This window comes from Chromatocurvus halotolerans (assembly GCF_004340525.1).
GTDB classification, from domain to species: domain Bacteria; phylum Pseudomonadota; class Gammaproteobacteria; order Pseudomonadales; family Halieaceae; genus Chromatocurvus; species Chromatocurvus halotolerans.
The window spans coordinates 98,054-122,606 of sequence record NZ_SLWX01000005.1 but is presented as its reverse complement, the minus strand read 5'-3'; the positions used below and the strand labels follow the sequence as shown (position 1 = coordinate 122,606).

Here is a 24,553-nt window from a genome sequence, read left to right as displayed (position 1 = left end):
CCGGTGTCAGGGCGGCGCCGGCACAGGGGTGCGCTTACACTGACAGCCGCGTGCGCGCACTGTGGGTGCCCACGCGCACCTCCTTGCGCAGCATGGAGAGCAGCGACAGGGCCTCCTCGCGGTTCAGGAATTCGCCCACGGGCACGGCGTCGATGGTGTCGTGCAGCGCCATGCCAGGCCCTTCCCAGGGGTGGGCCTCCGGTGTCACCGCCAGCGACGCCTCACGCCGGTCGAACTGCCATGTCTGCCGGGGCGCGTAATAGCCTTTGTCGATGCGCACGCTGTCCTCGCTCAGGGTGATGACCTGGCGGTACTCGAGCTTCCAGTTGACGTAGTACAGGGCGGACCCCAGGGCGGCGAGCTCGAGTCCCGCAAACGGCAGAACCGGCCAGGCGCCCAGCGCCGTGAAGCCCAGCGCCGCCCCGAGCGACGGAATGGCCAGCGCCATGAGGGCCAGCTTGTTGGCCCGCCACGAGGACGAGTGGTTGGGCTTGGCAATGATGACAACGCGATTGTCGGAACGATGGCTTCTTATCACTGAGGAGCATCCCTGCGATTTTCACTAGTCTAGCCCAGTTGTGCGCGGCCGCCCATGCGCCGATGCGTCAGAACGGGGGTGGGCAGCTCACATCCATCCACTCCTCGGTGACCGGATGGGGAAAGGCGATGCGCGAGGCATGCAGCAGCAGACGTGACGCCATGGCCAGTGCCTGCGGGTGCGCGTACATGTCACAGCCGAGAATCGGGTGGCCCAGGCTGGCCATATGGATACGCAGCTGGTGCGAGCGTCCGGTGACCGGCTCCAGCAGCAGCCGTGTGCGGTCGTCGCGGCGCTCGGTGACCGTGTAGAGGGTAAGCGCGTGTCTGCCGGTCCTGCGGCAGATTTTCTGTCGTGGCCGGTTTTCCCAGTCGCGGGCAATCGGCAGGTCGATTTCGCCGCTGTCCGCCGTCACCTGCCCGTACACCACTGCCTCGTATTCCTTGCACACGCGGCGTTCCTGGAACAGGCGGCCCAGCACCGACTGACTCTGTGCCGACAGCGCGATGATCATTATGCCCGAGGTGTCGAGGTCGAGGCGATGCACCGTGCGCGCCGACGGGTAGTCTGCCTGCAGGCGCGTGATCAGGCAGTCCCGGTTGAGCGGGTGCCTGCCCGGGACCGACAGCAGCAGGTCCGGTTTGCGCACCAGCAGCAGGTCGGCATCGGCATACAGAATCTCTATGGGTTCGCTGCTGTGAGGCACCAGGTAGGGCGGCATTTCCATGGGGTTTCCAGCGGTGAGCAGTGGAGGTAAAGGCGGTATCATGCCGCGATGAATGGGAACATCAACTGCCAGCTGACAGCGCTGTTGCCGACGGTGCTCGCCGGTGCCCGCCTGCAGGCCACAGCGCTGCCGCTCACGGGTGAGCGTCTGTCGCTGTATCTGCTGAATGCCGATTATCCGCAGCAGCTGCTGGATCCCGATGCGGTGCGCCACCTCATGCACGACCCCCTGTACTGGGTGTTCTGCTGGGCCTCCGGCCAGGTGCTGGCGGCGGAGCTGCTGCGCAACCCGCAGCACGTGGCGGGGCGTCGGGTGCTGGACTTTGGCAGCGGCAGTGGCGTGGTCGCCATCGCGGCTGCGCTGGCCGGTGCGCGCGAGGTGATTGCCTGTGACAGCGATGCCCATGCACTGCGCGCCTGCGCCGAGAACGCTGCCCTGAATGGGGTCGAGTTGACGCTGGCCGCGGCTTTTGAAGACGTGCCGGGGAGCATTGATGTGATCACGGCGGCGGACGTCCTCTACGATCGCGACAACCTGAGCTGTCTGGAGCGGTTTCTGGAGCGCTCGCCAAGGGTGCTGCTTGCAGACTCGCGGGTCAGGGACTTCGACTTTCCACCCTACACCACCCTGTTTCAGGCCGAGGCCACGACCTGGCCGGACCTCGAGGAGTCCGCGGCGTTTCGCCAGGTCAGCGTGTACATCGCCGATCAGTCCGCAGCGACGCATGCCACCGGGACTGTCCGTTGAATCCGTCGGCGGCCTGCCCGTCAGGCGCTTTTCCCCAGCGCCCGCTGGTAAGCCTTTACCGTTTCCACCAGCCCCAGCTGCAGTGCATCCACCGTGAACGCGTGTCCGATGGAGACTTCCAGCAGGCCCGGTATGGTGGCAAAGGCAGGCAGGTTATGGAGGTTGAGATCGTGACCGGCGTTGACGCCGAGACCGAGTTCCACGGCCAGCGCCGCGGCCTTGCGATATTGTTCGAGCACGCCGGCGGCATCCGTGTGACTGGCAACGGCCTTTGCGTAGCCCTCGGTATAAAGTTCAATGCGGTCGGCTCCGGTATCAGCCGCGAGGCGTATCTGGTCGGGATCGGGATCCATGAACAGGCTGCTGCGCACGCCCAGTGAGCGCAGTTCCGCCACAATCCCGGCGACCCGCTCGCCATCCCGGCGCAGATCAAAACCGTGGTCCGAGGTCAGCTGATTGTCGCCATCCGGCACCAGGGTGGCCTGGGTCGGGCGCAGCTCGCGCACCAGCGGCATGAACCCCGGGTAATCGCCAACGCCGGGACGGTCACTGCGACGTGGCCCCGCGAAGGGGTTGCCCTCCATATTGAATTCGACCGTCAGCATGGCGGCAAGATCGTGGCAGTCCCCAACGCGGATGTGCCGCTGATCCGGCCGTGGATGCACGGTGATGCCGTCCGCGCCCGCCTCTATGCAGATTCTTGCATGCTCCGGGATATCCGGGGAGCGCGTGTCCCGGGAGTTGCGTATCAGGGCAATCTTGTTGAGATTGACGCTGAGCGCTGTCACAGCAGGCTCTTGCGGCGTATGGACTGGATGATCACGGGCTCTTCCGGCACGTCACTCATGCCGTTGACCCGCGTCACCGGCGCCGTGGTGATGTAGTCGACCACGGACATGCCGTCCGTGACCTCGCCGAAGACCGTATACCCGGGTTCCGCGGGACTCCAGTCAAGGCGCAGGTTGGTGCGCTGGTTAATAAAGAACTGGGCAGTGGCGGAATCCGGGTCACCGGTGCGGGCCATGGCAATCGAGCCGCGCACATTGTGCAGGCGGTTGCGGCTTTCATTCACGATGGGGTCGCGCGTGGGCTTTTGCGTCATGTCCGGCAGGAACCCCCCGCCCTGGATCATGAAGTCCGCGATGACGCGGTGAAAGATCGTGCCGTCGTAGAAGCCGTCGTCAACATAGGCGAGAAAGTTCTCTACCGTGACCGGGGCCTTGTCGCGAAACAGGCGCACGGTAATCTTGCCGTGGTTGGTGGCGATCACCACCTGCGGATTGGGCAGTGGTGTCTGTGCCTTTGCCGTCGTCGCGCAGAACACCGCGAGGGCAAGCAGGGTTGACATCAGAAACGGGATTTTTCGCATGGACACTCTTTTCCTTGGCATGAGACGTGGCGGCGTGAATCAGGCCCAGCTTGAACTGCTGCGCCGGCGTGGCCAGAGGCGGGGCACGACCAGCGTTATGCCGACACCGAGCAATACCGCCAGCGCACCGTCGAGGAACGCACCGCTGCGAAGCTTTTCCGACAGCCGCTGGTTGTCGGCCTTGAGCATGTCGACCTCCGAGCGCAGCGTCTCGACATCCTCGACCAGCCGACGGTTGTCCGTGTCAAGCTGAATGGCCCGGCTTGAGGTTTTCTTCAGTGCCGCCAGCTCCTCGGCGGTTGCCTGCAGCTCCGCCTGGGTGGTGCTTGCCAGCTCTGCGTTGTTCTCCCGCGCCTGCGAGGCGGCATCCAGCTCCACGCGAAGTTCAGCGTTGCGCTCTTCCAGCGTTGCCAGCCGGCGCTGCACCTCCGGCAGCAGCACCTGCGCCGGCTTTTCCTGACTGAGAAATTCGCTCTGCACCCAGCCGGTGGTTCCGGCCTGGGTGCTGACTTCTGTCCAGTCACCATCCTCCGCGGTGCCGGTGGGGGTGAGCGCCGTGCCGGGATTCAGCTTGGCGATCCAGCGGAAGTTGGTGCCGGGACCGGCGTGCAGGACGATGAACACCTCATCGCTCACATAGGCGGTGTTCTGGGCCTGGGCGGCGGCGCCGAACAGCAGGCTGCCCAGGGCCAGCAAACGCAGGGCAGACACCAGATAACGCAGGGCAGACATCGGTAATGTATCCTCTTTGCGGGTCGAAAAGCGGCGCAAGGATAGCATGGCGAGCCGCTTTCAGGGCAGAACGGGAACAAAGGGTTTGACGGTAACCCGGCTGAAAATTCCGGCCTCCACGTAGGGATCGGCGTTCGCCCAGGCCCTTGCCTCCTCGAGGCTGTCGAATTCCGCAACAATCAGGCTCCCGGTGAACCCCGCGGAACCGGGATCCGGGTTGTCGATGGCCGGGTGCGGGCCCGCCACCAGAACACGACCGGCATCCACCAGCGTCTGCATGCGCTGCAGGTGGGCCGGCCGCGTCTGCCGGCGTTTTTCCAGGCTGTCGGGGCCGTCCTCGGCGATAATGGCGTAGTACATGCGGTCCTCTTCCGGCGCCGTCAGGATCAGCGGCTGTCGCCGCTGGATGTTTCAGCGTGTTTGAGATGCGGGCTGACCAGTACGGCGGTGAGCACCGTCAACAGGAGCGTGAAGCCAATGGCCGAGTACAGCTTGTAGCTCACCCAGGTTGCCTCGCTGAAGCCATAGGCCACCCAGAGGTTGAGTGCGCCGACAATGGCGAAGTTGGCGATCCAGAGCACGTTGAGCCGCGTCCACACCGCCTTCGGCAGCTGCAGCTGTGCGCCGAGCGTGCGCTCCATCAGGTTGCGATCACCGATAAAGTGAAAGGCGGTGAAGGCGAGGGCCAGGGCCCAGTTGAAGATGGTCGGCTTCCACTGGATAAACGTCTGGTCGCGGAGAATCAGCGTGGCGCCGCCAAATACGGCGACAGCCAGCAGCGTCCACGCCGAGCGCTTGTCCAGCCGGCGGGCAAGGTACGATGCCACCACCACCTGTACCGCGGTAGCGGCGATCAATACCGCGGTCGCCGTATAGATGCCGTCGACAACATGCGACCAGCCGCCGATTGCCAGCGTCTCCCCGTCGAGCTGGTAGACGATGAAAAACAGGGCGATCGGCACGAATTCCAGCAGTTGCTTCATGGGGTGCAGGTTTCCTGTCGTGGTAGACTCGTGGACATGCGAAAGAGTATAGCGTTTTTACCGCCGCCTGCGACGCAGGTCTGTGCGACCTGGGCGGGCGCAGTGTAATGACTGTCCGGGTCGACTTCCATACCCACACGCTGGCCTCGGATGGCGCACTGACGCCTGCTGAACTGCTCGGCAGGGCGGCCGAGGCGGGCCTTGCCATGCTGGCGGTCACCGATCATGACACACTGGAGGGTTATCGCCAGATCCGCGACACAGCCGCCGATGCCGGTGTGGCACTGGTCTCCGGCGTGGAGCTGTCCAGTCAATGGTCAGGGGCGGGCGTGCACGTGGTCGGTCTCGACTTCGATCCGGAGGCGCCGGCGCTGGTCGAGGGCATTGCCTTCCTGCAGGCGGCCCGCGCGGCCCGCGCCGAGGAAATTGCCGCGCGGCTCGAGAAGCGGGGTGTTGCGGGCGCTCTCGCCGGCGCCCGCGCCTGTGCGGGGTCTTCCCAGATAGGTCGGCCGCATTTCGCGCGCTGGATGGTGGATGCCGGACATGTCCCGGACATGGGTGCTGCCTTTGACCGCTACCTCGGTCGCGGCAAGATCGGCGATGTGAAGGCAGGCTGGCCCTCACTGGCCAGCGTCACCGGCTGGCTGGCAGATGCGGGAGGCATCGCCGTGCTGGCCCACCCGCTGCAGTACCGCTTCACCCGCATGAAGCTGCGCCGTCTGCTGACCGATTTCCGGGCGGCCGGCGGTCGCGGCCTCGAGATTCTCAGCGGAAGGCAGGAAGCGACCCAGACTGCCGCCATGGCAAGGCTGGCGGCAGACTTCGATCTTTATGCATCGGTGGGCAGTGATTTTCATCACGACGGCCCCTACCGTCCCTCTCTCGGTGTAGAATCGCGCCTGATGGCGGGTGTCCCCAACGTCGTCGATCTTCTGCAGGCCCGGGCAGGCAGCCCGGGCGGCACAAGCCCCCGGCAATCGAGAAAGAGTCAGACGTGAGCCAGTTTTTCCAGATCCACCCCGACAATCCCCAGGCCCGGCTCGTCCGGCAGGCCACGGATATCATTCGCAACGGCGGCGTCGTGGTGTACCCCACAGACTCTGCCTACGCCCTGGGCTGCCAGATCGGCAACAAGGCTGCACTCGACCGCATCCGCCGCATACGCCGCCTCGATGCCGGCCACAATTTCACGCTGGTCTGTCGCGACCTGTCGGAGCTGGCGACCTTCGCGCGGGTCGACAACACCGTGTACCGGCTGATACGCAACAATACCCCGGGTCCTTATACCTTCATCCTCCGCGCCACGTCGGAGGTGCCGCGGCGCCTGATGCATCCCAAGCGCAAGACCGTGGGGCTGCGGGTGCCGGAGAACGCCATCGCGCAGGCGCTGCTGGGAGATCTCGGCGAACCCATCATGAGCGTCACGCTGATAATGCCGGATGAGGATCTGCCGCTGATCGACCCCTATGATATCCGCGATATCCTGCAGCACGATGTCGATCTCGTGATCGATGGTGGTTACTGCGGCATGGAAGCAACCACGGTGATTGATCTGTACGACGACGTGCCGGTCATCCTGCGTGCGGGCAAGGGTGACACCGCGCCTTTTTCAGACTGACGGCCCTGGACGGGCGCGTGCGAGCGACAGGGTGACAGTGTGACGACGGACGAGACAACAGTCGATAACGCGGCAGCCGGGGGTTCGGCAGAGTCCGCCCCGGCACGGCCGATGTCCCGGCACGGCGGGCCGGAGCAGGGTGAAATGCCCTTTGCCTTCGTCATGGGGCAGGCGGTGACCGAGCTGCCGAAGGACCTGTACATTCCCCCGCGGGCACTGGAGGTATTCCTCGAGGCGTTCGAGGGGCCGCTGGATCTTCTTCTCTATCTCATACGGCGTCAGAATCTCGATATTCTCGATATCGACGTCTCTGCCATCACCGAGCAGTACATGCGCTATGTCGAGCTGATGGACGCCATGCAGTTCGAGCTGGCGGCGGAGTATCTGCTGATGGCTGCCGTGCTGGCGGAGATCAAGTCGCGCATGCTGCTGCCGCGCTCGAAAGAGGTCGAGGACGACGAGGAGGACCCCCGCGCACAGCTGATCCGGCGTCTGCAGGAATACGAGCGTTTCAAGAAGGCCGCCGAGGATATCGAGGCGCTGCCGCGGGTGGAGCGCGATACCTGGATCGGCAGTGCCGAGGTGCCGGCAATCGAGCGCGAGCGGGTTGATCCGGATGTCGATATCCGCGAACTGGTGCTGGCCCTGGGCGAGGTGCTGCGCCGTGCCGACATGTTCGAGAGCCATCACATCCAGCGCGAGGCGCTATCAACCCGTGAGCGCATGTCCGAGGTGCTGGAGCGACTGGCGGGTCGCCAGTTCGTGCCCTTCGTGTCGCTGTTCTCGGCCTCGGAGGGTCGACTCGGTGTGGTGGTGACCTTTCTCGCCGTCATGGAGCTGATCAAGGAATCGCTGGTGGAGATCGTGCAGACCGAGCAGTTCGGTGCCATCCATGTCAAGGCAAGGGTTGAGTGATATGACGCAGTCGGGTCTGGTACAGATTATCGAAGGTGCCCTGCTGGCTGCCGGCAGGCCATTGACTGTCGCCCAGCTCGGGGAGCTTTTCGAGGAACATGAGAAGCCGACGGCGGATGAACTGCGCGAGGCGCTGGATACGGTTGCCGGCAACTGCGAGGGGCGTGGGTTTGAGCTGAAGCAGGTGGCCAGCGGTTACCGGTTCCAGGTGCGCGAATCCCTCAGCCAGTGGATCGGTCGACTGTGGCATGAGCGCCCGCAGAAGTATTCCCGGGCCCTGCTGGAGACCCTGGCGCTGATCGCCTATCGGCAGCCCATCACCCGCGGCGAGATCGAGGAGATCCGCGGCGTGGCGGTCAGCTCGAACATCATCAAGACACTGCAGGAGCGCGAATGGGTGCGCGTTGTCGGGCACCGCGATGTGCCGGGCAGGCCCGCCATGTACGCCACCACCCGCGGCTTCCTCGATTACTTCAACCTCCGCCACCTGGATCAGCTGCCCGCGCTGGCGGAGATCCGCGATCTGGAGACCCTCAACGCCGAGCTCGGTTTCGGGCCCCTGCCCGACGCGGCGCCGCAGGCCGGGCCTGAGGAGGCGTCGGGCGCCGAGGCGACGGGAGCGGTGGAAGCCACGGCTGGCGAGGAAACGGCGGCTGGCGCGGAAGCAGACATGGCGCAGGGCGATGCTGCTGCGCAGGGCGATACCGAACCCGCGGCAGAAAACACGCCCGTCGATGACGACGGGAACACGACTCTGGATGCGGACGAGCAGAGCCGCCAGGTACCGGATCATGGGTGAAAAAAAGGCAGATCCCGCTGCAGCGAAGCCCGCCGGCAAGCCCGGCGAGAAGCTGCAGAAGGTGCTCGCCCGCAGCGGGCTGGGCTCGCGTCGGGAAATGGAGCGCTGGATAGAGGAAGGTCGCGTCACCATCGACGGCAAACCGGCAACCCTCGGGGACCGGGTGGATCGCCGCCGACGGATCAGCGTTGACGGCAAGCCGCTGAACGCCGCCCCCGCCGAGGACACGCGCTGCATTCTCTACCACAAGCCCACGGGCGAGGTCAGCTCGCGCAAGGATCCCGAGGGCCGGCGCACCGTGTTCGAGAACCTGCCCAAGGTTGCCGCGGGTCGCTGGATCTCCATCGGTCGACTCGACTACAACACCTCGGGCCTTCTGCTGTTCACCACCGATGGCGAACTGGCCAATGCCCTCATGCACCCCTCCGCGAACATCGAGCGGGAATACATGGTGCGGGTAATGGGTGAGGTGACCCCGGACATGCTGCAGCGCATGCTCGACGGCGTGATGCTGGAGGACGGCGTCGCCCGCTTCACGGACATTCAGGACGGCGGTGGCGAGGGCGTCAATCGCTGGTTCTACGTGGTCATTATGGAGGGGCGTAACCGCGAAGTGCGGCGGCTGTGGGAATCGCAGGGTCTGACCGTATCGCGGCTCAAGCGCGTGCGCTATGGTGACGTGTTCATCCCCTCCCGGGTCAAGCAGGGCCAGTGGGTCGAGCTAGAGCGCAAGGAGGTCAAGAGCCTGTACCGCATGGCCGGGCTGCAGGCCAAGAATCTGCAGCGGGCCACGGTAGGGGAGCGCCTTGGCATGGAGCGCCAGCTGCGCAAAAAGACCAGGGCAGGACCTGCAGGCGACAGGCCCGGGGCGCGCGAGCCCGGGACGCGCAAGCCCGCTGCTCGCAGGCGCGACACCGAGAAACCGAAGCCCCGCGGCCGGGTGAAGAAGCGTTAGCGGGCGTTGAACGCCGTGCCGGTGATGCCCGCGCTGTCGTCACCCATGAGGTACAGGTAGGCGGGCATGATGGCTTCCGGCGAGGGGTTGTCCGTGGGCACTTCACCCGGATAGGCGGCACGCCGCATCGCGGTGTTGGTCGCGCCCGGATTCAGGCTGTTGACGCGGATGTCGCTCGTGTTCTCGAGCTCATCCGCGAGCACCTGCATCAGGCCCTCCGTGGCGAACTTGGACACGGCGTAGGCGCCCCAGTAAGCCCTTCCCCTGCGCCCCACGCCGGACGACGTGAAAATGATGCTGGCTCTCGGCGACGCTTCCAGCAGCGGCAGGAGCGCGCGGGTCAGCAGGAACTGGCTGCTCACATTCACCTGCATGACATCCTGCCAGGCCTTCCAGCTGGCGCTGGCCAGTGGGCGTCTCTCGCCGAGCATGCCGGCGTTGTGCAGCAGCCCGTCGAGACGCTCGAAGGTGCTGCCTACCGCCGCCGCCAGTTGCGCGGCCTCTTCTTCACCGGCGGTTGCCAGGTCCAGCGGCACAATGGCGGGCTGGGCGCCACCGGCCGCCTCGATGGCGTCATAGGTGGCTTCGAGTTTCTCCACGGTGCGACCGCTGAGGATGACCGTCGCGCCATGGGCGGCGTAGGCCAGCGCCGCGGCGCGGCCGATGCCGTCGCCGGCGCCCGTCACCAGCACGGTGCGGTCTGTCAGCAGGTCGGGGGCGGCTGTGTAGTTTTCGGGAACGGTCTGGACGTCCATGTCGGATGGCTCCATGGTTCAGGCGGTGGCAGAGTGCTGTGGGCGTGTGTTGAAAACCCGTGCGGCGAGATCGTGCCCGCTGTCCGCGCGGGCGTCGGCGCCCCACAGGTCGGGATTGTCGCCGTCTTCGATGTAACCGTAGGTGGCGGCGATGGTATACATGCCGGCGTTGCGCCCGGCCTCGATGTCCCGCCGATGGTCGCCGATGTAAATGGCCTGCGCCGGCAGGCACTGCAGTTCGCGGCTGTTGCGCAGCAGGCACTCGGGGTCCGGCTTGCCGCGGCTCACCTGGTCGGCGCAGACAATACTGGCGGGGGCGGGCTGCAGGGCGAGCCGCTGCAGCAGCGGCAGGGTGAAGCGCGACGGCTTGTTGGTGGCGATGCCCCAGGGAATGCCGGCCGCGGCCAGGGCGTCGAGCAATGCCTGCACGCCGGGAAACAGTCGCGAGTGTGCGCCAAGAATGCCGCCGTAAAGCGTCAGCAGGCGATCGAGCCAGTGGGGGAAATCGCCGTCACCCTCGCGCAGGTCCAGCGCCAGGGTGACCAGGGCGCGGGCGCCGTTGGATACGGTGTTGCGAATGGCCTCCGCCGGCAGCGGTGGCAGCGTGTTCTCGGCGCGCAGGGTCTGGACCACGGGGACAAAGTCGTCCGCGGTATCGATCAGCGTACCGTCGAGATCCAGGATCACGGCGCGCAGTGTGTCGCCGGGGTGATTCATGCCGGTCGTGTCGCCCGCAGCATGTAGTTGACCGACACATCGTCCGCGTCGAGGCGATAGCGCTTCGTGATGGGGTTGTAGGTCAGCCCGGTCATTTCCCGCAGCACCAGGTCCGCCCGGCGCAGCCATCCGGCAAGTTCCGAGGGCTTGATGAACTTGCTGTACTCGTGGGTCCCGGCGGGCAGCAGGCGCAGGATGTGCTCCGCGCCGACAATGGCGAACAGGAAGGCCTTGGGATTGCGGTTGATGGTGGAAAAGTAGAGCGAGCCACCGGGCACCACCAGCTGCGCGCAGGCCTCGACCACGGCGGCGGGATCCGGCACGTGCTCCAGCATTTCGAGGCAGCACACGATGTCGAACTGTCCGGGATGTTCGGCGGCCAGGGCTTCTGCCGTGGACTGGCGGTAATCCACCTCCACGCCGGACTCGAGCTGGTGGATGCGCGCCACTGACAGCGGTGCCTCACCCATGTCGATGCCGGTGACCGTCGCGCCGCGCTGGGCCATGGCTTCGGCAAGAATGCCGCCACCGCAGCCGACGTCCAGCAGCCGCTTGCCGGCCACCGGTGAGTGTTCGTCGATGAAGTTGGCGCGCAGGGGGTTGATCTCATGCAGGGGGCGGAACTCGCCGTCGGCGTCCCACCAGCGCGAGGCAAGTGCCTCGAACTTGGCGATTTCCCTGGCGTCCACGTTCTGTCGGGCTGTCATGGTGGTTACTGTCCTTTCGCGGAAATGATGTCGCGCCACTGCGCAGCGCGGCGCAGTACGGCGTTTTCGTCGAGCGTTGTCAACGCATTATCCCGCAGCAGCGGCTTTCCTGCGACCCAGCTGTGCGTGACTTCCCGGCCGGTGCAGGCGTAGACAAGCTGCGACAGTGGATTGTAGACCGGCTGCGTAGCGCTTCCGGAGAGGTCTACGGCAATCATGTCAGCGTCCTTGCCGGCGGTGAGGCTGCCTATACGGTCGTCCAGCCCCAGCGCGCGGGCGCCGCCGAGGGTCGCCATCGCCAGCACCCGGGCGGCAGGCAGGGAAGACGGGTCGCCGCTGACCAGCTTGCTGAGCAGGGCCGCGCTGCGCATCTCGGGGAACAGGTTGAGGCTGTTGTTGCTGGCGGCGCTGTCCGTGCCCAGCGCAACGTTGACGCCGGCGTCGAGCAGTCGCGCCACGGGGCAGGCGCCGGAGGCGAGCTTCATGTTGGAGTGGGGGCAGTGCACGACGTGGCTGCCGGTCGCTGCCAGCAGCTCGATATCCTGGCTGCCCAGGTCGGTCATGTGCACGCACTGCGTGCGTGGCCCCAGCAGGCCGATGCGATTGAGGCTGTCTATCGGTCGCTCGCCACGGGTCTCCACGGCCTGCAGCACCTCGCCGGCGGTTTCGTGGAGGTGTATGTGAATGCCGGCGTCGAGTTCCGCGGCCAGCGTGGCGATGCGCGCCAGCGTCGGCTCGGAGACCGTATAGGGGGCGTGGGGCCCGAACACGATCCGCTGTAGATCCGTGTGGCGATACTCATCGATCAGCGCCAGTCCCCTGGCGAGGTAGTCGTCGGGGCCGGATCCCCAGGCGGAGGGAAAATCGAAAATCGGGAACGCCACCTGTGCACGCATGCCGGCGGCGCGGTACTCCGCGGCTGCCTGCTCCGGGAAAAAATACATATCACTGCAGGTTGTGGTTCCGCTGCGCAGCATGTCGGCCATCGCCAGGCGCACGCCGTCGCGGACAAAGCCGGCGTCCACATGGCGCCCCTCCGCGGGCCAGATATGCTGTTCCAGCCACGGCATCAATGCCAGGTCGTCGGCGTAGCCGCGCAGCAGCGACATCGCGCCATGGCCGTGCGCATTCACCAGCCCTGGCAGCAGGACCCGCCCGGGCAGGTCGAGCACCTCCCCGGCGTCGATGCCGGCTGCATCCCGCCGGTTCATGACGGCGGCAATGCGGCCATCCTTCACCACCACGCTCGTGTTTTCCAGTACCTGCCCGGCGGGTTCAACCGGGATCACCCACTGCGGGTGGATGACAAGGTCGGCGCGGTTGAGCGTGTCCTGCATATCGGGTCCTGTCTGCGTCCTGTTTCAGGCGGGTCGGGCGGCTCACTGGCGCTGCCGGCGCCAAGGCCGCTTCGGCATTGCCACCCGGTCGCAGCGCAGTATAACCGGTAATTCCACACCTCCGGCGTCGCCGTCGTGTAAGTGGTTATAAACATGGCGAAAAGCACCGGCAATCCGTATACTGGGCGGCTTGCAACCGCGCCGTGACGGCAACCTCAACCTGCTCTATGAGCCGGTGTCCTGCACCGCGTCACAGCGCGGTGTTGCTCAGCCAGTCGTGCACAGGGAAAGTCTGATTTATGGGTGATATCGCCAGGGAAATCTCGCCGGTCAATATCGAGGACGAGCTCAAGCAGTCCTACCTCGATTACGCGATGAGCGTCATCGTCGGGCGTGCCCTGCCCGATGTGCGCGACGGCCTCAAGCCGGTGCACCGGCGCGTCCTGTTCGCCATGAACGAACTCAACAACGACTGGAACAAGCCCTACAAGAAGTCGGCCCGCGTGGTCGGTGATGTTATCGGTAAGTACCATCCCCACGGCGATTCCGCGGTCTACGACACCATCGTGCGCATGGCCCAGCAGTTCTCCATGCGCTACATGCTGGTGGACGGGCAGGGCAACTTCGGCTCTATCGACGGCGATTCCGCGGCGGCCATGCGTTACACCGAAATCCGCATGCAGAAGATCTCCCACTCCATGCTGTCGGATCTCGACAAGGAGACGGTGGATTTCGTCGACAATTACGACGGCACCGAGCGTATCCCCGCCGTGCTGCCGGCGCGCGTGCCCAACCTGCTGATCAATGGTTCCTCGGGCATCGCGGTCGGCATGGCCACCAACATTCCGCCGCATAACCTCAACGAGGTCATCAGCGGCTGCCTGGCGCTGATGAAGAACCCCGATATCACCATCGACGAACTGATGGAGCATATTCCCGGGCCGGATTTCCCCACCGCGGCCATCATCAACGGCCGCGCCGGCATCATCCAGGCCTACCGCACCGGCCGCGGGCGGGTCTACGTGCGCGCGCGGGCCGAGGTCATCCACGAGGAGAAGCGCGGCCGCGACGTCATCATCATTCACGAGCTGCCCTACCAGCTGAACAAGGCGCGCCTGATCGAGCGCATTGCCGAACTGGTGAAGGAAAAGAAAATCGAGGGCATCAGCGAGCTGCGCGACGAGTCCGACAAGGACGGTCTGCGCGTCGTGATCGAGCTGCGCCGGGGTGAAATCGGCGATGTGGTACTGAACAATCTTTACGCCCAGACCAACCTGCAGTCGGTATTCGGCATCAATATGGTGGCCCTCGTGGATGGCCAGCCGAAGCTGCTGAACCTGAAGGAAATCCTGCAGGCCTTTATCCGGCATCGTCGCGAGGTGGTGACCCGGCGCACCGTGTATCTGCTGCGCAAGGCACGGGAGCGAGGGCACATCCTCGAAGGGCTGGCGATTGCGCTGGCGAATATCGACCCGATCATTGAGCTGATCAAGGCCTCGCCGAGTTCGGCGGAGGCGAAGGAGCGCCTGCTCGAGCGCACCTGGCCCCCCGGCGATGTCATGACCATGCTCGAGCGCGCCGGCGCCGAGGCCTGCCGGCCTGACGAGCTCGAGGCGCACTACGGCCTGCACGACGATGCCTACCGGCTGTCGCCGGCCCAGGCCCAGGCCATTCTCGAACTGCGCCTGCACCGCCTCACGGGGCTGGAGCACGAGAAGCTGCTCAACGAGTACCAGGAAAAGCTGGCGGAGATCGCCGATTACCTGGATATCCTCGAGGATTTTGATCGCCTGCTCACGGTCATCCGCGAGGAACTGGCGGAGATGGTCACCGAGTTCGGCGACGAGCGCCGCACCGAGATCACCGCCTCCCAGCACGATCTCACGGTCGAGGACCTGATTACCGAAGAAGATCGCGTGGTGACCATTTCCAACGGTGGCTATGCCAAGACGCAGCCGCTGTCCGATTACCAGGCGCAGAAGCGCGGCGGCATGGGCCGTGCCGCACTGTCGGTGAAGGACGAGGACTTTGTCGAGCACCTGCTGATTGCCAGCACGCATGCCACCATCCTGTGTTTTTCCAACCTGGGCAAGGTTTACTGGCTGAAGGTCTACCAGATTCCCCTGGCCGGGCGCGGGTCCCGCGGTCGACCCATGGTCAACCTGCTGCCGCTGGAGCCGGGTGAGCGCGTCACCTCGATACTCCCGGTTGAGGAGTACACGCCCGGTCACTTCATCTTCATGGCCACCGCCGGCGGCACCGTAAAGAAGACCCCGCTGGAAAACTTTGCCCGCCAGCGCAGCGTCGGCCTGCGGGCCCTGGAGCTGGACGAGGGCGACGTGTTGCTCGGCACAGCCATCACCGACGGCAACTGTGAGGTCATGCTGTTCAGCAGCGAGGGCAAGGTGGCGCGCTTCCGCGAGGAGGATGTTCGCCCGATGGGCCGGACGGCGCGCGGCGTTCGCGGCATCCGCCTCGGCGAGGGTCATCAGCTTATCTCGCTGGTCATTCCCCGCGAGGGTGGCCGCATTCTCACCGTGAGTGAGAACGGCTTCGGCAAGCGCACCGACGTCACCGAGTTCCCGACCAAGGGCCGTGGCAACAAGGGCGTGATCGCCATGGCCACGTCGGCCAGGAACGGCAACATGGTCGGGGCCACCCAGGTGTTCGACGGCGACCAGCTGATGCTGATCTCCAATCTGGGCATGCTGGTGCGCACCCGCGGTGATGAGGTCTCTGTCCTCAGCCGCAACACCCAGGGCGTGCGCATTGTCCGCACCAAGAACGATGAAAAGCTGGTGCGTGTCGCGCCTATCGACGAGCCCGATGAGATCGTGGATGCGCCGGAAGACGACGATGCCTGATTGTCCGTGGCTGCGTCGGGCCAGGCCCGCCACGCGTCGGGGCTGATGGCTCGCCTGCACAATTTCTGCGCAGGCCCCGCGGCATTGCCCGCGGCGGTGCTCGAGCAGGCCCGCGACGACATGCTCGAGTGGCACGGTCGCGGCCTGTCCTTCATGGAGATGAGTCATCGCTCGCCCGAGGTGGTGGGTGTCGTGGAGGGCGCGGAGTCCTGCCTGCGTCGCCTGCTCGACATTCCCGACGATTATGCCGTTCTGTTTCTCCAGGGGGGCGCCAGTACCCAGTTCGCCGCCGTGCCGCTGAATCTGGTGCCGCCGCATGCCCCGGTGGATTACCTGGATACCGGGCACTGGTCGCTCAAGGCAATCGCCGAGGCGCAGCGTTTCGCCGATGTGCAGGTCGTGGCGAGCAGCGCCGCTTCACGCTACACGGACATTCCCGCCCGCAGCACCTGGCGCTGCCGCGACAATGCCGGGTATCTGCACTACTGCCCGAACGAGACCATCGGCGGCGTCGAGTTTTTCGCGGAGCCTGAGGTTGACGTGCCGCTGGTCGCAGACATGTCGTCAACGCTGCTGTCGCGGTCGCTGGATGTCTCCCGCTTCGGTGTCATCTATGCGGGGGCACAGAAGAACATCGGCCCGGCCGGGCTGACGCTGGTCATCGCTCACCGCGAACTGCTGGGCCGTGCCCGTCACACCTGCCCGTCAATGCTGGACTGGACGATCGCCAGCGATAATGGCTCGATGTACAACACGCCGCCGACCTTTGCCCTGTATCTTGCCGCGCTGGTGTTTGACTGGCTGGAGGCCGGTGGCGGCCTGGCGGCCATGGAGACGGTGAATCGTCGCAAGGCCGGCACGCTGTACACGGCCATCGATAACAGTGCTTTCTACAGCAATCCGGTGGCGCCAGAGTGCCGTTCCCTGATGAACGTGCCCTTCGTCCTTGCAGATGCCGGCCTCGACGGACGATTTCTCGAGGAGGCTTCGGCAGCGGGATTGCTCAACCTGAAGGGGCACCGCTCGGTCGGCGGCATGCGCGCGAGTCTGTACAACGCGGTGCCGCAGGCCTCCGTGGACGCGCTGGTGGCCTTCATGCACGATTTCGAACAGCGCTGTTCCTGATCGAATGACGCAGTGTGCACAGGACGGATTAACGTGACAGAGTGGATGCGGCAGGGTTGATGCAGCATGGCTGACGAGCGCGATCTGCAGGAAGTGCGTGCCGCCATTGATGCGATCGATGGTGACATTCAGGCACTGATCAACCAGCGGGCGCGCTGTGCCCAGCGCGTGGCCGAGATCAAGCTGGCCGAGCTGCAGGCGGCGCGAGAGCGTGGCGAGGTCGATACCGCCGCCGAGGTGTCCTACTACCGTCCCGAGCGCGAGGCGCAGGTTCTTCAGCGCATTATCGAGCGCAATGAAGGTCCTCTGGACGGCGCAACGGTGGCCTACATCTTTCGAGAGCTCATGTCGGCCTGCCTGGCGCTGGAAAAGCCGCTCCAGGTCGCCTTCCTGGGGCCTGAGGGTACCTTTACCCAGGCCGCCGCGCTGAAGCACTTCGGCCACGGGGCTGTGTGTGTCCCGCAGCCCACGATAGAGGCGGTATTTGCCGAAGTCACGTCGGGCAACTGCAACTACGGTGTGGTGCCCGTGGAGAACTCCACCGAGGGCATGGTCAGCCACACCCTGGACAGCTTTATCGACTCACCGCTGCATATCGCGGGCGAGGTCGAGCTGCGCATCGCCCACCATCTACTGGTGGCGCCGCACACCGATGTCGCCCATATTACCCGCATCTGTGCCCACCAGCAGGCCCTCGCACAGTGCCGCAACTGGCTCGACCGACACTGGCCCGGCGTCGAGCGGCAGTCGGTGAGCAGCAATGGTGAGGCCGCACGCCTGGCCGCCAGCACCCCTGGCGTTGCGGCGGTAGCCGGGGATATGGCAGCGGAGGTCTATCGCCTCGTGTCCGTGGCCGAACACATCGAGGACTCCGACGACAACACCACGCGCTTTATTGTTATCGGGCGTACCGAAGTGCCGCCCAGCGGGCGCGACAAGACCTCGATCATTGTTTCCAGCCGCAACAAGCCCGGAGCACTGTTCGCCCTGCTTGACCCGTTCCGGCGCGGCGGTGTCAGCCTGACACGCATCGACACCCGGCCCTCGCGCACGGAAAAATGGGCGTATGTCTTCTTTATTGAATTCGAGGGGCATCTGCAGGATCCGAATATCCGCCAGATTCTCGACGAGCTCGAGGAGCAGTCCATTCTTCTCAAGCCCCTCGGTTCCTACCCGCGGGCCGTGCTGTGAATGCCCCTCGCTGTCATGCCTGAGAAGCCGGCACCGACAGTCGCGATTATCGGGCTGGGCCTGATTGGCGGTTCACTGGCGCTGGCGCTGCGCGAGGCCGGTGAGGCCGGTGAACTGCTGGGCTGCGACAAGCAAGCTGACGCGGTTGCCGAGGGCATCGCGCGCAGGGTCATTGATCGTGCGCTTCAATCTCCGCGGGAGGCGCTGGCGCAGGCCGACATCATTGTGCTGTGTGTGCCGACAATGGCGGCCGCCGACCTGCTGGCGGACCTCACCCAGGAGGCGGCACGGACCGGTTCATCGGCAATCATCACCGATGTCGCCAGCGTCAAGGGCGGGCTGGAGGCGCGCATGCTGGCGCAGCACGGCTGCGTGCCGCCGCGGGTGGTCCTGGGGCACCCCATCGCGGGCTCCGAGCGCAGTGGCGTGGGTGCGGCCCGGGGCGGGCTGTTCCGGGACCATCTCACGATTCTTACCCCGGCGGAAAATACCGATGCCGACGCGCTCGCCGACGTCAGCCATCTCTGGCGCGCCGCTGGTGCCAGCGTAGTCTGCATGGCGGTCAGCACGCATGACCGCGTGCTTGCCGCCACCAGTCACCTGCCGCACGTGCTCGCCTACTGCCTGGTCGATACCCTGGCGAGGTCGCCCCACGGCGATGATGTCTTTCGCTTCGCCGCGGGCGGTTTCCGTGACTTTACCCGCATCGCCTCCAGCGATCCCGTCATGTGGCGCGATGTGGCGCTTGCCAATCGCGGGGCGTTGCTGGAAGCTATCGACGATTTTGCGCAGCATCTCATCACACTGCGGGCAGCGATTGACGCCGGCGACGGCGACGCGCTGCTGCAGACATTCACGGCGGCGAAGACCGCGCGGGACAGTTTCTCGGCGCTGCAGGCCACACGCGGCCGATCCTGACCGCAGAACCCGATACCCGTACCGATCGCAGGACGGGTCGCAGGAAGAGCAAAGCTATGGAATTCAAGCTGTTTCCCGGTGGCACTATCAGCGGTGAGGTCCGCGTGCCCGGCGACAAGTCGATCTCCCACCGTTCGGTCATGCTGTCGTCCATTGCCGAGGGGGATTCGCGCATCCGCGGTTTCCTCGAGGGCGAAGACGCGCTGGCCACCCTGGCGGCCCTGCGTGCCCTGGGCGTGGAGATTGCGGGTCCCGCCAAGGGTGAGCTCCGGGTCAGTGGCGTCGGGCTCGCGGGCTTGCGCGCGCCGTCCACCGAGCTCGACATGGGAAACTCCGGCACCAGTATGCGGCTTCTCAGTGGCCTGTTGGCAGGCCAGCCCTTCGCCAGCCGGTTGACCGGCGATGCCTCCCTGTGCCGCCGCCCCATGGCGCGGGTCATGCAGCCACTGGCCCGGATGGGGGCCAGCATCACCGCCGCCGACGGTGACCGGCCGCCGCTGCAGATCGACGCCTGCCGCGGCCTGCAGGGCATTCATTATCCGATGCCCATCGCCAGTGCCCAGGTCAAATCCTGCCTGCTGCTGGCAGGGCTGTACGCGGAGGGCTGCACCTCGGTGACCGAACCGGCGCCGACCCGCGATCACACGGAGCGCATGCTGCGAGGTTTCGGCTACGAGGTCACCCGCGATAACGACGTCATTCAGCTGCGCGGCGGCGGCCGGCTTGTTGGCACGGATATCGACATCCCGGCGGATATCTCCTCTGCTGCGTTCTTCATCGTGGCGGCGACCATCGCGCCGGGTTCCGAACTGCTGCTGACGCATGTCGGGGTCAACCCCACGCGCATCGGCATTATCAGCATTCTTACCCTGATGGGTGCCGATATCACGCTCATGAACGAGCGCGATGTGGGCGGCGAGCCCGTGGCCGATATCCTGGTGCGCCACGCGCCGCTGCGCGGCATTGCCATCCCCGAGGATCAGGTGCCGCTGGCAATCGACGAGTTTCCGGTCCTGTTCATTGCCGCCGCCTGCGCCGAGGGTCGGACGACGCTGAGCGGCGCCGAAGAGCTGCGGGTCAAGGAAAGCGATCGCATAGCCAGCATGGCGGAGGGGCTGACCACCCTGGGTGTCCGCAATGAGCCGCGACCGGATGGCATTGTCATCGAAGGGGGGGCTCTCGGTGGCGGAGTCATTCATACCCATCACGATCACCGTATCGCGATGGCCTTCGCGGTGGCGGCGCTGCGCGCGGAGCGCGAGATCTACGTCATGGACTGCGACACTGTTGCCACGTCCTTCCCCGGCTTTGATGCCATGGCGCGCGGCCTGGGCCTGCAGATTTCCACGCAGGCGGGGCAGGCATAATGGCGTCGTGGCCGGTGATTACCGTGGACGGACCCGGAGGTGCGGGCAAGGGAACGCTGTCGCGCATGCTCGCAGAGCACTTTGGCTGGCACTTCCTCGACAGCGGCGCCCTGTACCGGATTACCGGCTACGCCTGCCTGCAGGCGGGCGTTGACTGGGCGGACGAGCCCGCAGTGGCAGAGGTGGCGCGGCAGCTCGATACACGCTTCGTGATGGGAGCCGATGGCGAGGTCGGCGTGCTGTATGCCGGACGCGACGTCACTGCGGTGATTCGCTCGGAGGAGGGCGGTCGCGGGGCGTCGGTAGTCGCCGCCCAGCCTTCGGTGCGCGAGGCGCTGCTGGAGCGCCAGCGCGACTTCCGCCAGGCGCCCGGCCTGATCGCAGACGGCCGCGACATGGGGACGGTGGTCTTTCCCGACGCGCCGCTGAAAATCTTCCTCACCGCGAGTGCGGAGGAGCGCGCGCGGCGCCGCTACGAGCAGTTGCGGGGCAAGGGTGAAAGTGTTAGTCTCCCGCGCCTTCTTGAGGACATCAAGGAACGCGACGCGCGCGACAGCAGCCGCGCCATCGCACCTCTGGTGCCTGCCCGTGACGCCGTAGTGATCGACAGCACGGCGACGCCGGCAGACGCCGTATTCGAGGCTGTCCTGCTTGAGGCATCCCGGAGAGGCATCAGCGCCTGAACCGCTGTCAGTCCCGCTCCGGCAGTTCGCGCAACAGGCTACAAGCGCGCTACTGGGTACAACGCAACAAGTACCGCCTGATCGCGCCGCCAATCCAGTCCGGGCGGTTCAGGGGGTTTTTTTAATGAGTCCCGGCCCGGCTGGAGGGTCGGTTGCAGTGTTGCTACTGCACATCTTTACAGACAGGTAATGTGTAATGAGCGAATCGTTCGCCGATCTTTTTGAAGAAAGCCTGAAAACCGTTGATATGCAGCCGGGTGCCATTGTCACCGGGGTTGTCATTGATATTGATAATGAGTGGGTCACCGTTCACGCGGGCCTGAAGTCCGAGGGCGTTATCCCCCGTGCCCAGTTTATCGACGCGTCGGGCGAGTGCAGCCTGAGCATCGGTGACGAGGTGCAGGTGGCGCTGGAGACTGTCGAGGACGGTTTCGGTGAAACCAAGCTGTCACGCGAGAAGGCGAAACGCGCCGAGTCGTGGAAAGAGCTTGAGGCGGCGCATGCGGCAGATGAGGTCATCAAGGGCCACATCAATGGCAAGGTCAAGGGCGGCTTTACGGTCGACATCAACACCATCCGGGCGTTCCTGCCGGGCTCGCTGGTGGACGTCCGCCCGGTGCGCGATACCGCTCATCTGGAGAACAAGGAACTCGAATTCAAGGTCATCAAGCTTGACCAGAAGCGCAACAACGTTGTGGTCTCGCGTCGTGCCGTCATGGAAGCGGCCAACAGCGTCGAGCGCGAAGCGCTGCTGGAAAGCCTGCAGGAAGGCATGACCATCAAGGGGATCGTCAAGAACCTCACCGATTACGGCGCCTTTGTCGATCTCGGCGGTGTCGACGGCCTGCTGCACATTACCGACATGGCGTGGAAGCGCATCAAGCATCCCTCCGAAATCGTGGAAGTCGGCCAGGAAATGGACGTCAAGGTGCTCAAGTTCGACCGCGAGCGCAACCGTGTGTCCCTGGGCCTCAAGCAGCTGGGCGAGGATCCGTGGGTCGAGATCACCGGGCGCTACCCGGAAGGCAGCCGCGTTCTGGCGCGCGTCACCAATCTTACCGATTACGGCTGTTTCGCCGAGATCGAAGAGGGTGTCGAGGGTCTGGTGCACGTCTCCGAAATGGACTGGACCAACAAGAATGTCCACCCCTCCAAGATTGTTCAGGTGGGTGACGAGGTCGAGGTCATGGTGCTCGATATCGACGAGGAGCGTCGCCGCATCTCGCTGGGCATCAAGCAATGCCAGCAAAACCCCTGGGACGCGTTTGCCGCCGAACACAGCAAGGGTGACCGCATTTCCGGCAGCATCAAGTCGATTACCGATTTCGGTATCTTCATCGGCCTCGAAGGCAACATCGACGGCCTGGTGCATCTATCCGACATCAGCTGGAACGAGGTCGGAGAAGAAGCCGTGCGCAGCTACAAGAAGGGCGACGAGATCGAGACGGTCATCCTGTCCATCGATCCGGAGCGCGAGCGCATCTCACTGGGCATCAAGCAGCTGGAAGATGATCCCTTCTCCAACTACGTGGCGGTCAATGATCGCGGCACGATCGTGACGGGCGAAGTGACCGAGGTCGACGCCAAGTCGGTCACCGTCAAGCTGGCAGAGGAAGTCGAGGGTGTTCTGAAAGCCTCCGACATCAGCCGCGAGAAAGTTGACGATGCGCGCTCCCAGTTCAAGGTCGGCGATAGCGTGGAAGCCAAGATCATCTCGGTGGATCGCAAGAACCGCAGCCTGGCCCTGTCCATCAAGGCCAAGGACTTCGACGACGAGAAGGACGCGGTCAAGTCGCTCAAGGAAGAGGACCAGAGCTCGCCCGGCACCATCGGCGACCTGATCAAGCAGCAGATGAACGAGAAGTAAGCGGCATCTGCAGCGCCGGCCCCCATGGGGGCACGGCGGCGCGACGCACAGGGCCTTCGGGCCCTTTTTTTTGTTAAAAAATAAGCACTTGTATCACTGTTGCGGAAAGTACAAAATACGCCGTCACGGTGGGCACAGCCCCGCAATTGACGGCAAGGGCGAATCACGCATGACCAAGAGCGAGCTGATCGAGGCAATTGCCGCCCGGCAGACACAGCTGTCCACCAAGGACGTTGAGCTGGCGATAAAGACCATACTCGAGCACATGTCGCAGTCGCTGTCCTCTGGCGGACGCATCGAAATACGCGGTTTCGGCAGCTTTTCACTGCACTATCGCGAGCCGCGGCGCGGCCGCAACCCCAAGACCGGCGATACAGTGCAGCTCACCGGCAAGTACGTTCCCCACTTCAAGCCGGGCAAGGAACTGCGTGAGCGCGTCAACCTCGGCTTACAGTCCGGCCTGTGAATTTTCTGCGCGGCGTCACCGGCATCATTGTGGCCTTCGCCATGGCCGGCCTGGGTGTGCTGTTCGCGCTGCAGAATGATGTTGCGGTGCCGCTGGACCTGCTGGTCTACCGCTTCGCACCCCGCAGCCTGGCGCTCTGGGTACTGGCGGCCTTTGCGCTCGGCGGGCTGTGCGGCGTGCTGGTAGCGAGTGCAGTCTCCCTGCGTCTGCGCACCCGAATGCGACTGCTCAACCGGCAGCTGACCCGGGCCCAGAGCGAGGCGGATCGCCTGCGCCATCGCGGACGGGTCGCCCGTGACTGAAGTCCTGGGCAGGCGGGTCCCCGGGTCGCCGGTCATCGTCGCGCTGGATGTCGCCGATGCCAGTGCGGCGCTCTCGCTGGCCGCTCGACTGGACCCGCAGCTCTGTCGCGTGAAGGTGGGCAAGGAGCTGTTCACCCGCGCGGGTCCGGCCGTGGTCGAACAGCTGCAGCGCGCCGGCTTCGAGGTATTTCTCGATCTCAAGTTCCACGATATTCCCACGACCGTGGCGCAGGCACTGCGCGCCGCCGCCGACCTCGGTGTCTGGATGGTCAACGTGCACGCCGCTGGCGGCAGGCGCATGCTCGACGCGGCGGTGGAGGCGTTAACGGCCTGTCGCCGTCCGCCGCTGCTGATCGGGGTGACCGTGCTCACCAGCATGGACGCGTCCGATCTCGCCGAACTGGGCTACACGGAAACGGTGGCTGAGCGTGTCCTGCGACTGGCGACGCTGACCGCGAGCGCCGGTCTCGACGGCGTGGTGTGCTCTGCGCAGGAGGCACCGGCGCTGCGGCGCGCCTGCGGTGAGGCCTTCGCCCTGGTCACACCGGGAATCCGCACGGCGGGTGATGACGCCGCGGACCAGCGGCGCGTGGTCACGCCGGCCGAGGCCGTGGCTCTGGGTGCCGACTACCTGGTAATCGGCCGCTCCGTGACAGCGTCCGCGGACCCCGTCATGGCCCTGAACGCAATCCTTGCCGAGATCTCTGGCGACGCCGCCCGGTAGGCCACGCGGTAAACTCGGCGGAGCATTACCGGACTTACCGTGTGGCACACTGGACACGGCGCGCCTTTTTCGTCAGATCGATCCATTTTTCGCAGACCTCTCACGCGGCCTGCTAGTCTTCAGGATACCGCAGCTGCCGGGATGGCG

27 protein-coding genes are annotated in these 24,553 nt (G+C 65.2%); 16 read left to right on the top strand and 11 right to left on the bottom strand.

All coding sequences use genetic code 11. The features are described from left to right. Nucleotides 1-34: 34 nt before the first annotated feature. Nucleotides 35-538: a DUF2244 domain-containing protein gene (locus EV688_RS07590; RefSeq protein WP_117315551.1), complete on the bottom strand. Its 504-nt coding sequence runs from the start codon at nucleotides 536-538 to the stop codon at nucleotides 35-37. Between the two features lie 67 nt (nucleotides 539-605). Continuing rightward, nucleotides 606-1,265: an RluA family pseudouridine synthase gene (locus EV688_RS07585; RefSeq protein ID WP_240624241.1), complete on the bottom strand. Its 660-nt coding sequence runs from the start codon at nucleotides 1,263-1,265 to the stop codon at nucleotides 606-608. A gap of 48 nt (nucleotides 1,266-1,313) precedes the next feature. Between EV688_RS07585 and EV688_RS07580 the strand changes: the two genes are divergently transcribed. Beyond that, complete coding sequence (locus tag EV688_RS07580) at nucleotides 1,314-2,012, top strand: class I SAM-dependent methyltransferase (RefSeq protein ID WP_117315552.1); 699 nt, start codon at nucleotides 1,314-1,316, stop codon at nucleotides 2,010-2,012. Nucleotides 2,013-2,032: 20 nt separating this feature from the next. On the opposite strand, the gene EV688_RS07575 is transcribed toward EV688_RS07580, so the two are convergent. Genes EV688_RS07575 through EV688_RS07555 form a run of 5 tightly spaced genes read right to left on the bottom strand, consistent with a single transcriptional unit; the run spans nucleotide 2,033 to nucleotide 5,096 of the window. After that, nucleotides 2,033-2,800, bottom strand: coding sequence for a pyridoxine 5'-phosphate synthase (locus EV688_RS07575; protein WP_117315554.1), 768 nt, complete (start codon nucleotides 2,798-2,800; stop codon nucleotides 2,033-2,035). Then, nucleotides 2,797-3,381, bottom strand: coding sequence for a peptidylprolyl isomerase (locus tag EV688_RS07570; RefSeq protein WP_117315556.1), 585 nt, complete (start codon nucleotides 3,379-3,381; stop codon nucleotides 2,797-2,799). The genes EV688_RS07575 and EV688_RS07570 overlap by 4 nt, the downstream gene beginning before the upstream one ends. 39 nt (nucleotides 3,382-3,420) lie before the next feature. Then, nucleotides 3,421-4,113, bottom strand: a complete 693-nt coding sequence (locus tag EV688_RS07565) for a TIGR04211 family SH3 domain-containing protein (RefSeq protein WP_117315558.1) — start codon at nucleotides 4,111-4,113, stop codon at nucleotides 3,421-3,423. Between the two features lie 60 nt (nucleotides 4,114-4,173). Then, a complete protein-coding gene (locus EV688_RS07560; protein WP_117315560.1) occupies nucleotides 4,174-4,473 on the bottom strand; it encodes a YciI family protein in 300 nt (99 codons plus the stop codon). A 26-nt stretch (nucleotides 4,474-4,499) separates the two neighbouring features. After that, the gene (locus EV688_RS07555) at nucleotides 4,500-5,096 is read right to left on the bottom strand and encodes a septation protein A (protein ID WP_117315562.1); all 597 of its coding nucleotides are present in this window, start codon (nucleotides 5,094-5,096) and stop codon (nucleotides 4,500-4,502) included. Nucleotides 5,097-5,203: 107 nt separating this feature from the next. Between EV688_RS07555 and EV688_RS07550 the strand changes: the two genes are divergently transcribed. From EV688_RS07550 to rluB, 5 genes are all read left to right on the top strand, one after another. Further along, nucleotides 5,204-6,094 (top strand): PHP domain-containing protein, encoded by an 891-nt coding sequence (locus EV688_RS07550; RefSeq protein WP_117315563.1) that lies wholly within the window; start codon nucleotides 5,204-5,206, stop codon nucleotides 6,092-6,094. Beyond that, nucleotides 6,091-6,714 carry an L-threonylcarbamoyladenylate synthase gene (locus tag EV688_RS07545; protein ID WP_117315565.1) on the top strand — a complete coding sequence of 208 codons (624 nt, stop codon included), beginning with the start codon at nucleotides 6,091-6,093 and terminating at the stop codon, nucleotides 6,712-6,714. Before EV688_RS07550 ends, EV688_RS07545 begins: the two co-directional genes overlap by 4 nt. Before the next feature lie 111 nt (nucleotides 6,715-6,825). Continuing rightward, complete coding sequence (locus tag EV688_RS07540) at nucleotides 6,826-7,629, top strand: segregation and condensation protein A (protein ID WP_117315567.1); 804 nt, start codon at nucleotides 6,826-6,828, stop codon at nucleotides 7,627-7,629. 1 nt (nucleotide 7,630) lies between these two features. Beyond that, on the top strand, nucleotides 7,631-8,428 hold the full coding sequence (gene scpB / locus EV688_RS07535) for an SMC-Scp complex subunit ScpB (RefSeq protein WP_117315569.1): 798 nt from the start codon (nucleotides 7,631-7,633) through the stop codon (nucleotides 8,426-8,428). Continuing rightward, nucleotides 8,421-9,383 (top strand): 23S rRNA pseudouridine(2605) synthase RluB, encoded by a 963-nt coding sequence (rluB, locus tag EV688_RS07530; RefSeq protein WP_117315571.1) that lies wholly within the window; start codon nucleotides 8,421-8,423, stop codon nucleotides 9,381-9,383. Before scpB ends, rluB begins: the two co-directional genes overlap by 8 nt. On the opposite strand, the gene EV688_RS07525 is transcribed toward rluB, so the two are convergent. The 4 genes from EV688_RS07525 to EV688_RS07510 are packed head-to-tail and all read right to left on the bottom strand — an operon-like array spanning nucleotide 9,380 to nucleotide 12,899. Beyond that, nucleotides 9,380-10,138, bottom strand: coding sequence for a YciK family oxidoreductase (locus tag EV688_RS07525; protein WP_117315573.1), 759 nt, complete (start codon nucleotides 10,136-10,138; stop codon nucleotides 9,380-9,382). The genes rluB and EV688_RS07525 overlap by 4 nt on opposite strands. A gap of 18 nt (nucleotides 10,139-10,156) precedes the next feature. Beyond that, complete coding sequence (locus EV688_RS07520; RefSeq protein WP_117315575.1) at nucleotides 10,157-10,855, bottom strand: HAD family hydrolase; 699 nt, start codon at nucleotides 10,853-10,855, stop codon at nucleotides 10,157-10,159. After that, the gene (gene ubiG, locus EV688_RS07515) at nucleotides 10,852-11,562 is read right to left on the bottom strand and encodes a bifunctional 2-polyprenyl-6-hydroxyphenol methylase/3-demethylubiquinol 3-O-methyltransferase UbiG (protein ID WP_117315577.1); all 711 of its coding nucleotides are present in this window, start codon (nucleotides 11,560-11,562) and stop codon (nucleotides 10,852-10,854) included. The genes EV688_RS07520 and ubiG overlap by 4 nt, the downstream gene beginning before the upstream one ends. Nucleotides 11,563-11,567: 5 nt before the next feature. Next, entirely contained in the window at nucleotides 11,568-12,899 is a 1,332-nt protein-coding gene (locus EV688_RS07510) for a TRZ/ATZ family hydrolase (RefSeq protein ID WP_117315579.1), read from the bottom strand. A 299-nt stretch (nucleotides 12,900-13,198) separates the two neighbouring features. Between EV688_RS07510 and gyrA the strand changes: the two genes are divergently transcribed. The 10 genes from gyrA to pyrF all read left to right on the top strand — a co-directional run bounded on the left by gyrA (nucleotide 13,199) and on the right by pyrF (nucleotide 24,406). Next, nucleotides 13,199-15,763: a DNA gyrase subunit A gene (gene gyrA / locus EV688_RS07505; RefSeq protein ID WP_117315581.1), complete on the top strand. Its 2,565-nt coding sequence runs from the start codon at nucleotides 13,199-13,201 to the stop codon at nucleotides 15,761-15,763. A gap of 45 nt (nucleotides 15,764-15,808) precedes the next feature. Continuing rightward, nucleotides 15,809-16,888 (top strand): 3-phosphoserine/phosphohydroxythreonine transaminase, encoded by a 1,080-nt coding sequence (serC, locus tag EV688_RS07500; RefSeq protein WP_117315762.1) that lies wholly within the window; start codon nucleotides 15,809-15,811, stop codon nucleotides 16,886-16,888. Nucleotides 16,889-16,954: 66 nt separating this feature from the next. Then, entirely contained in the window at nucleotides 16,955-18,079 is a 1,125-nt protein-coding gene (gene pheA, locus EV688_RS07495) for a prephenate dehydratase (protein WP_117315583.1), read from the top strand. After that, the gene (locus EV688_RS07490; protein WP_243650297.1) at nucleotides 18,080-18,997 is read left to right on the top strand and encodes a prephenate dehydrogenase; all 918 of its coding nucleotides are present in this window, start codon (nucleotides 18,080-18,082) and stop codon (nucleotides 18,995-18,997) included. 56 nt (nucleotides 18,998-19,053) lie between these two features. Beyond that, complete coding sequence (gene aroA, locus EV688_RS07485; protein WP_117315585.1) at nucleotides 19,054-20,364, top strand: 3-phosphoshikimate 1-carboxyvinyltransferase; 1,311 nt, start codon at nucleotides 19,054-19,056, stop codon at nucleotides 20,362-20,364. Next, nucleotides 20,364-21,047, top strand: a complete 684-nt coding sequence (cmk, locus tag EV688_RS07480) for a (d)CMP kinase (protein WP_117315586.1) — start codon at nucleotides 20,364-20,366, stop codon at nucleotides 21,045-21,047. The genes aroA and cmk overlap by 1 nt, the downstream gene beginning before the upstream one ends. A gap of 196 nt (nucleotides 21,048-21,243) precedes the next feature. Continuing rightward, nucleotides 21,244-22,914 carry a 30S ribosomal protein S1 gene (rpsA, locus tag EV688_RS07475; protein WP_117315588.1) on the top strand — a complete coding sequence of 557 codons (1,671 nt, stop codon included), beginning with the start codon at nucleotides 21,244-21,246 and terminating at the stop codon, nucleotides 22,912-22,914. Between the two features lie 169 nt (nucleotides 22,915-23,083). Further along, the gene (locus EV688_RS07470; RefSeq protein ID WP_117315590.1) at nucleotides 23,084-23,380 is read left to right on the top strand and encodes an integration host factor subunit beta; all 297 of its coding nucleotides are present in this window, start codon (nucleotides 23,084-23,086) and stop codon (nucleotides 23,378-23,380) included. Continuing rightward, nucleotides 23,377-23,682, top strand: a complete 306-nt coding sequence (locus tag EV688_RS07465) for a lipopolysaccharide assembly protein LapA domain-containing protein (RefSeq protein ID WP_240624242.1) — start codon at nucleotides 23,377-23,379, stop codon at nucleotides 23,680-23,682. Before EV688_RS07470 ends, EV688_RS07465 begins: the two co-directional genes overlap by 4 nt. Beyond that, complete coding sequence (gene pyrF, locus EV688_RS07460) at nucleotides 23,675-24,406, top strand: orotidine-5'-phosphate decarboxylase (protein ID WP_240624243.1); 732 nt, start codon at nucleotides 23,675-23,677, stop codon at nucleotides 24,404-24,406. The genes EV688_RS07465 and pyrF overlap by 8 nt, the downstream gene beginning before the upstream one ends. The last annotated feature ends 147 nt before the right edge of the window (nucleotides 24,407-24,553 follow it).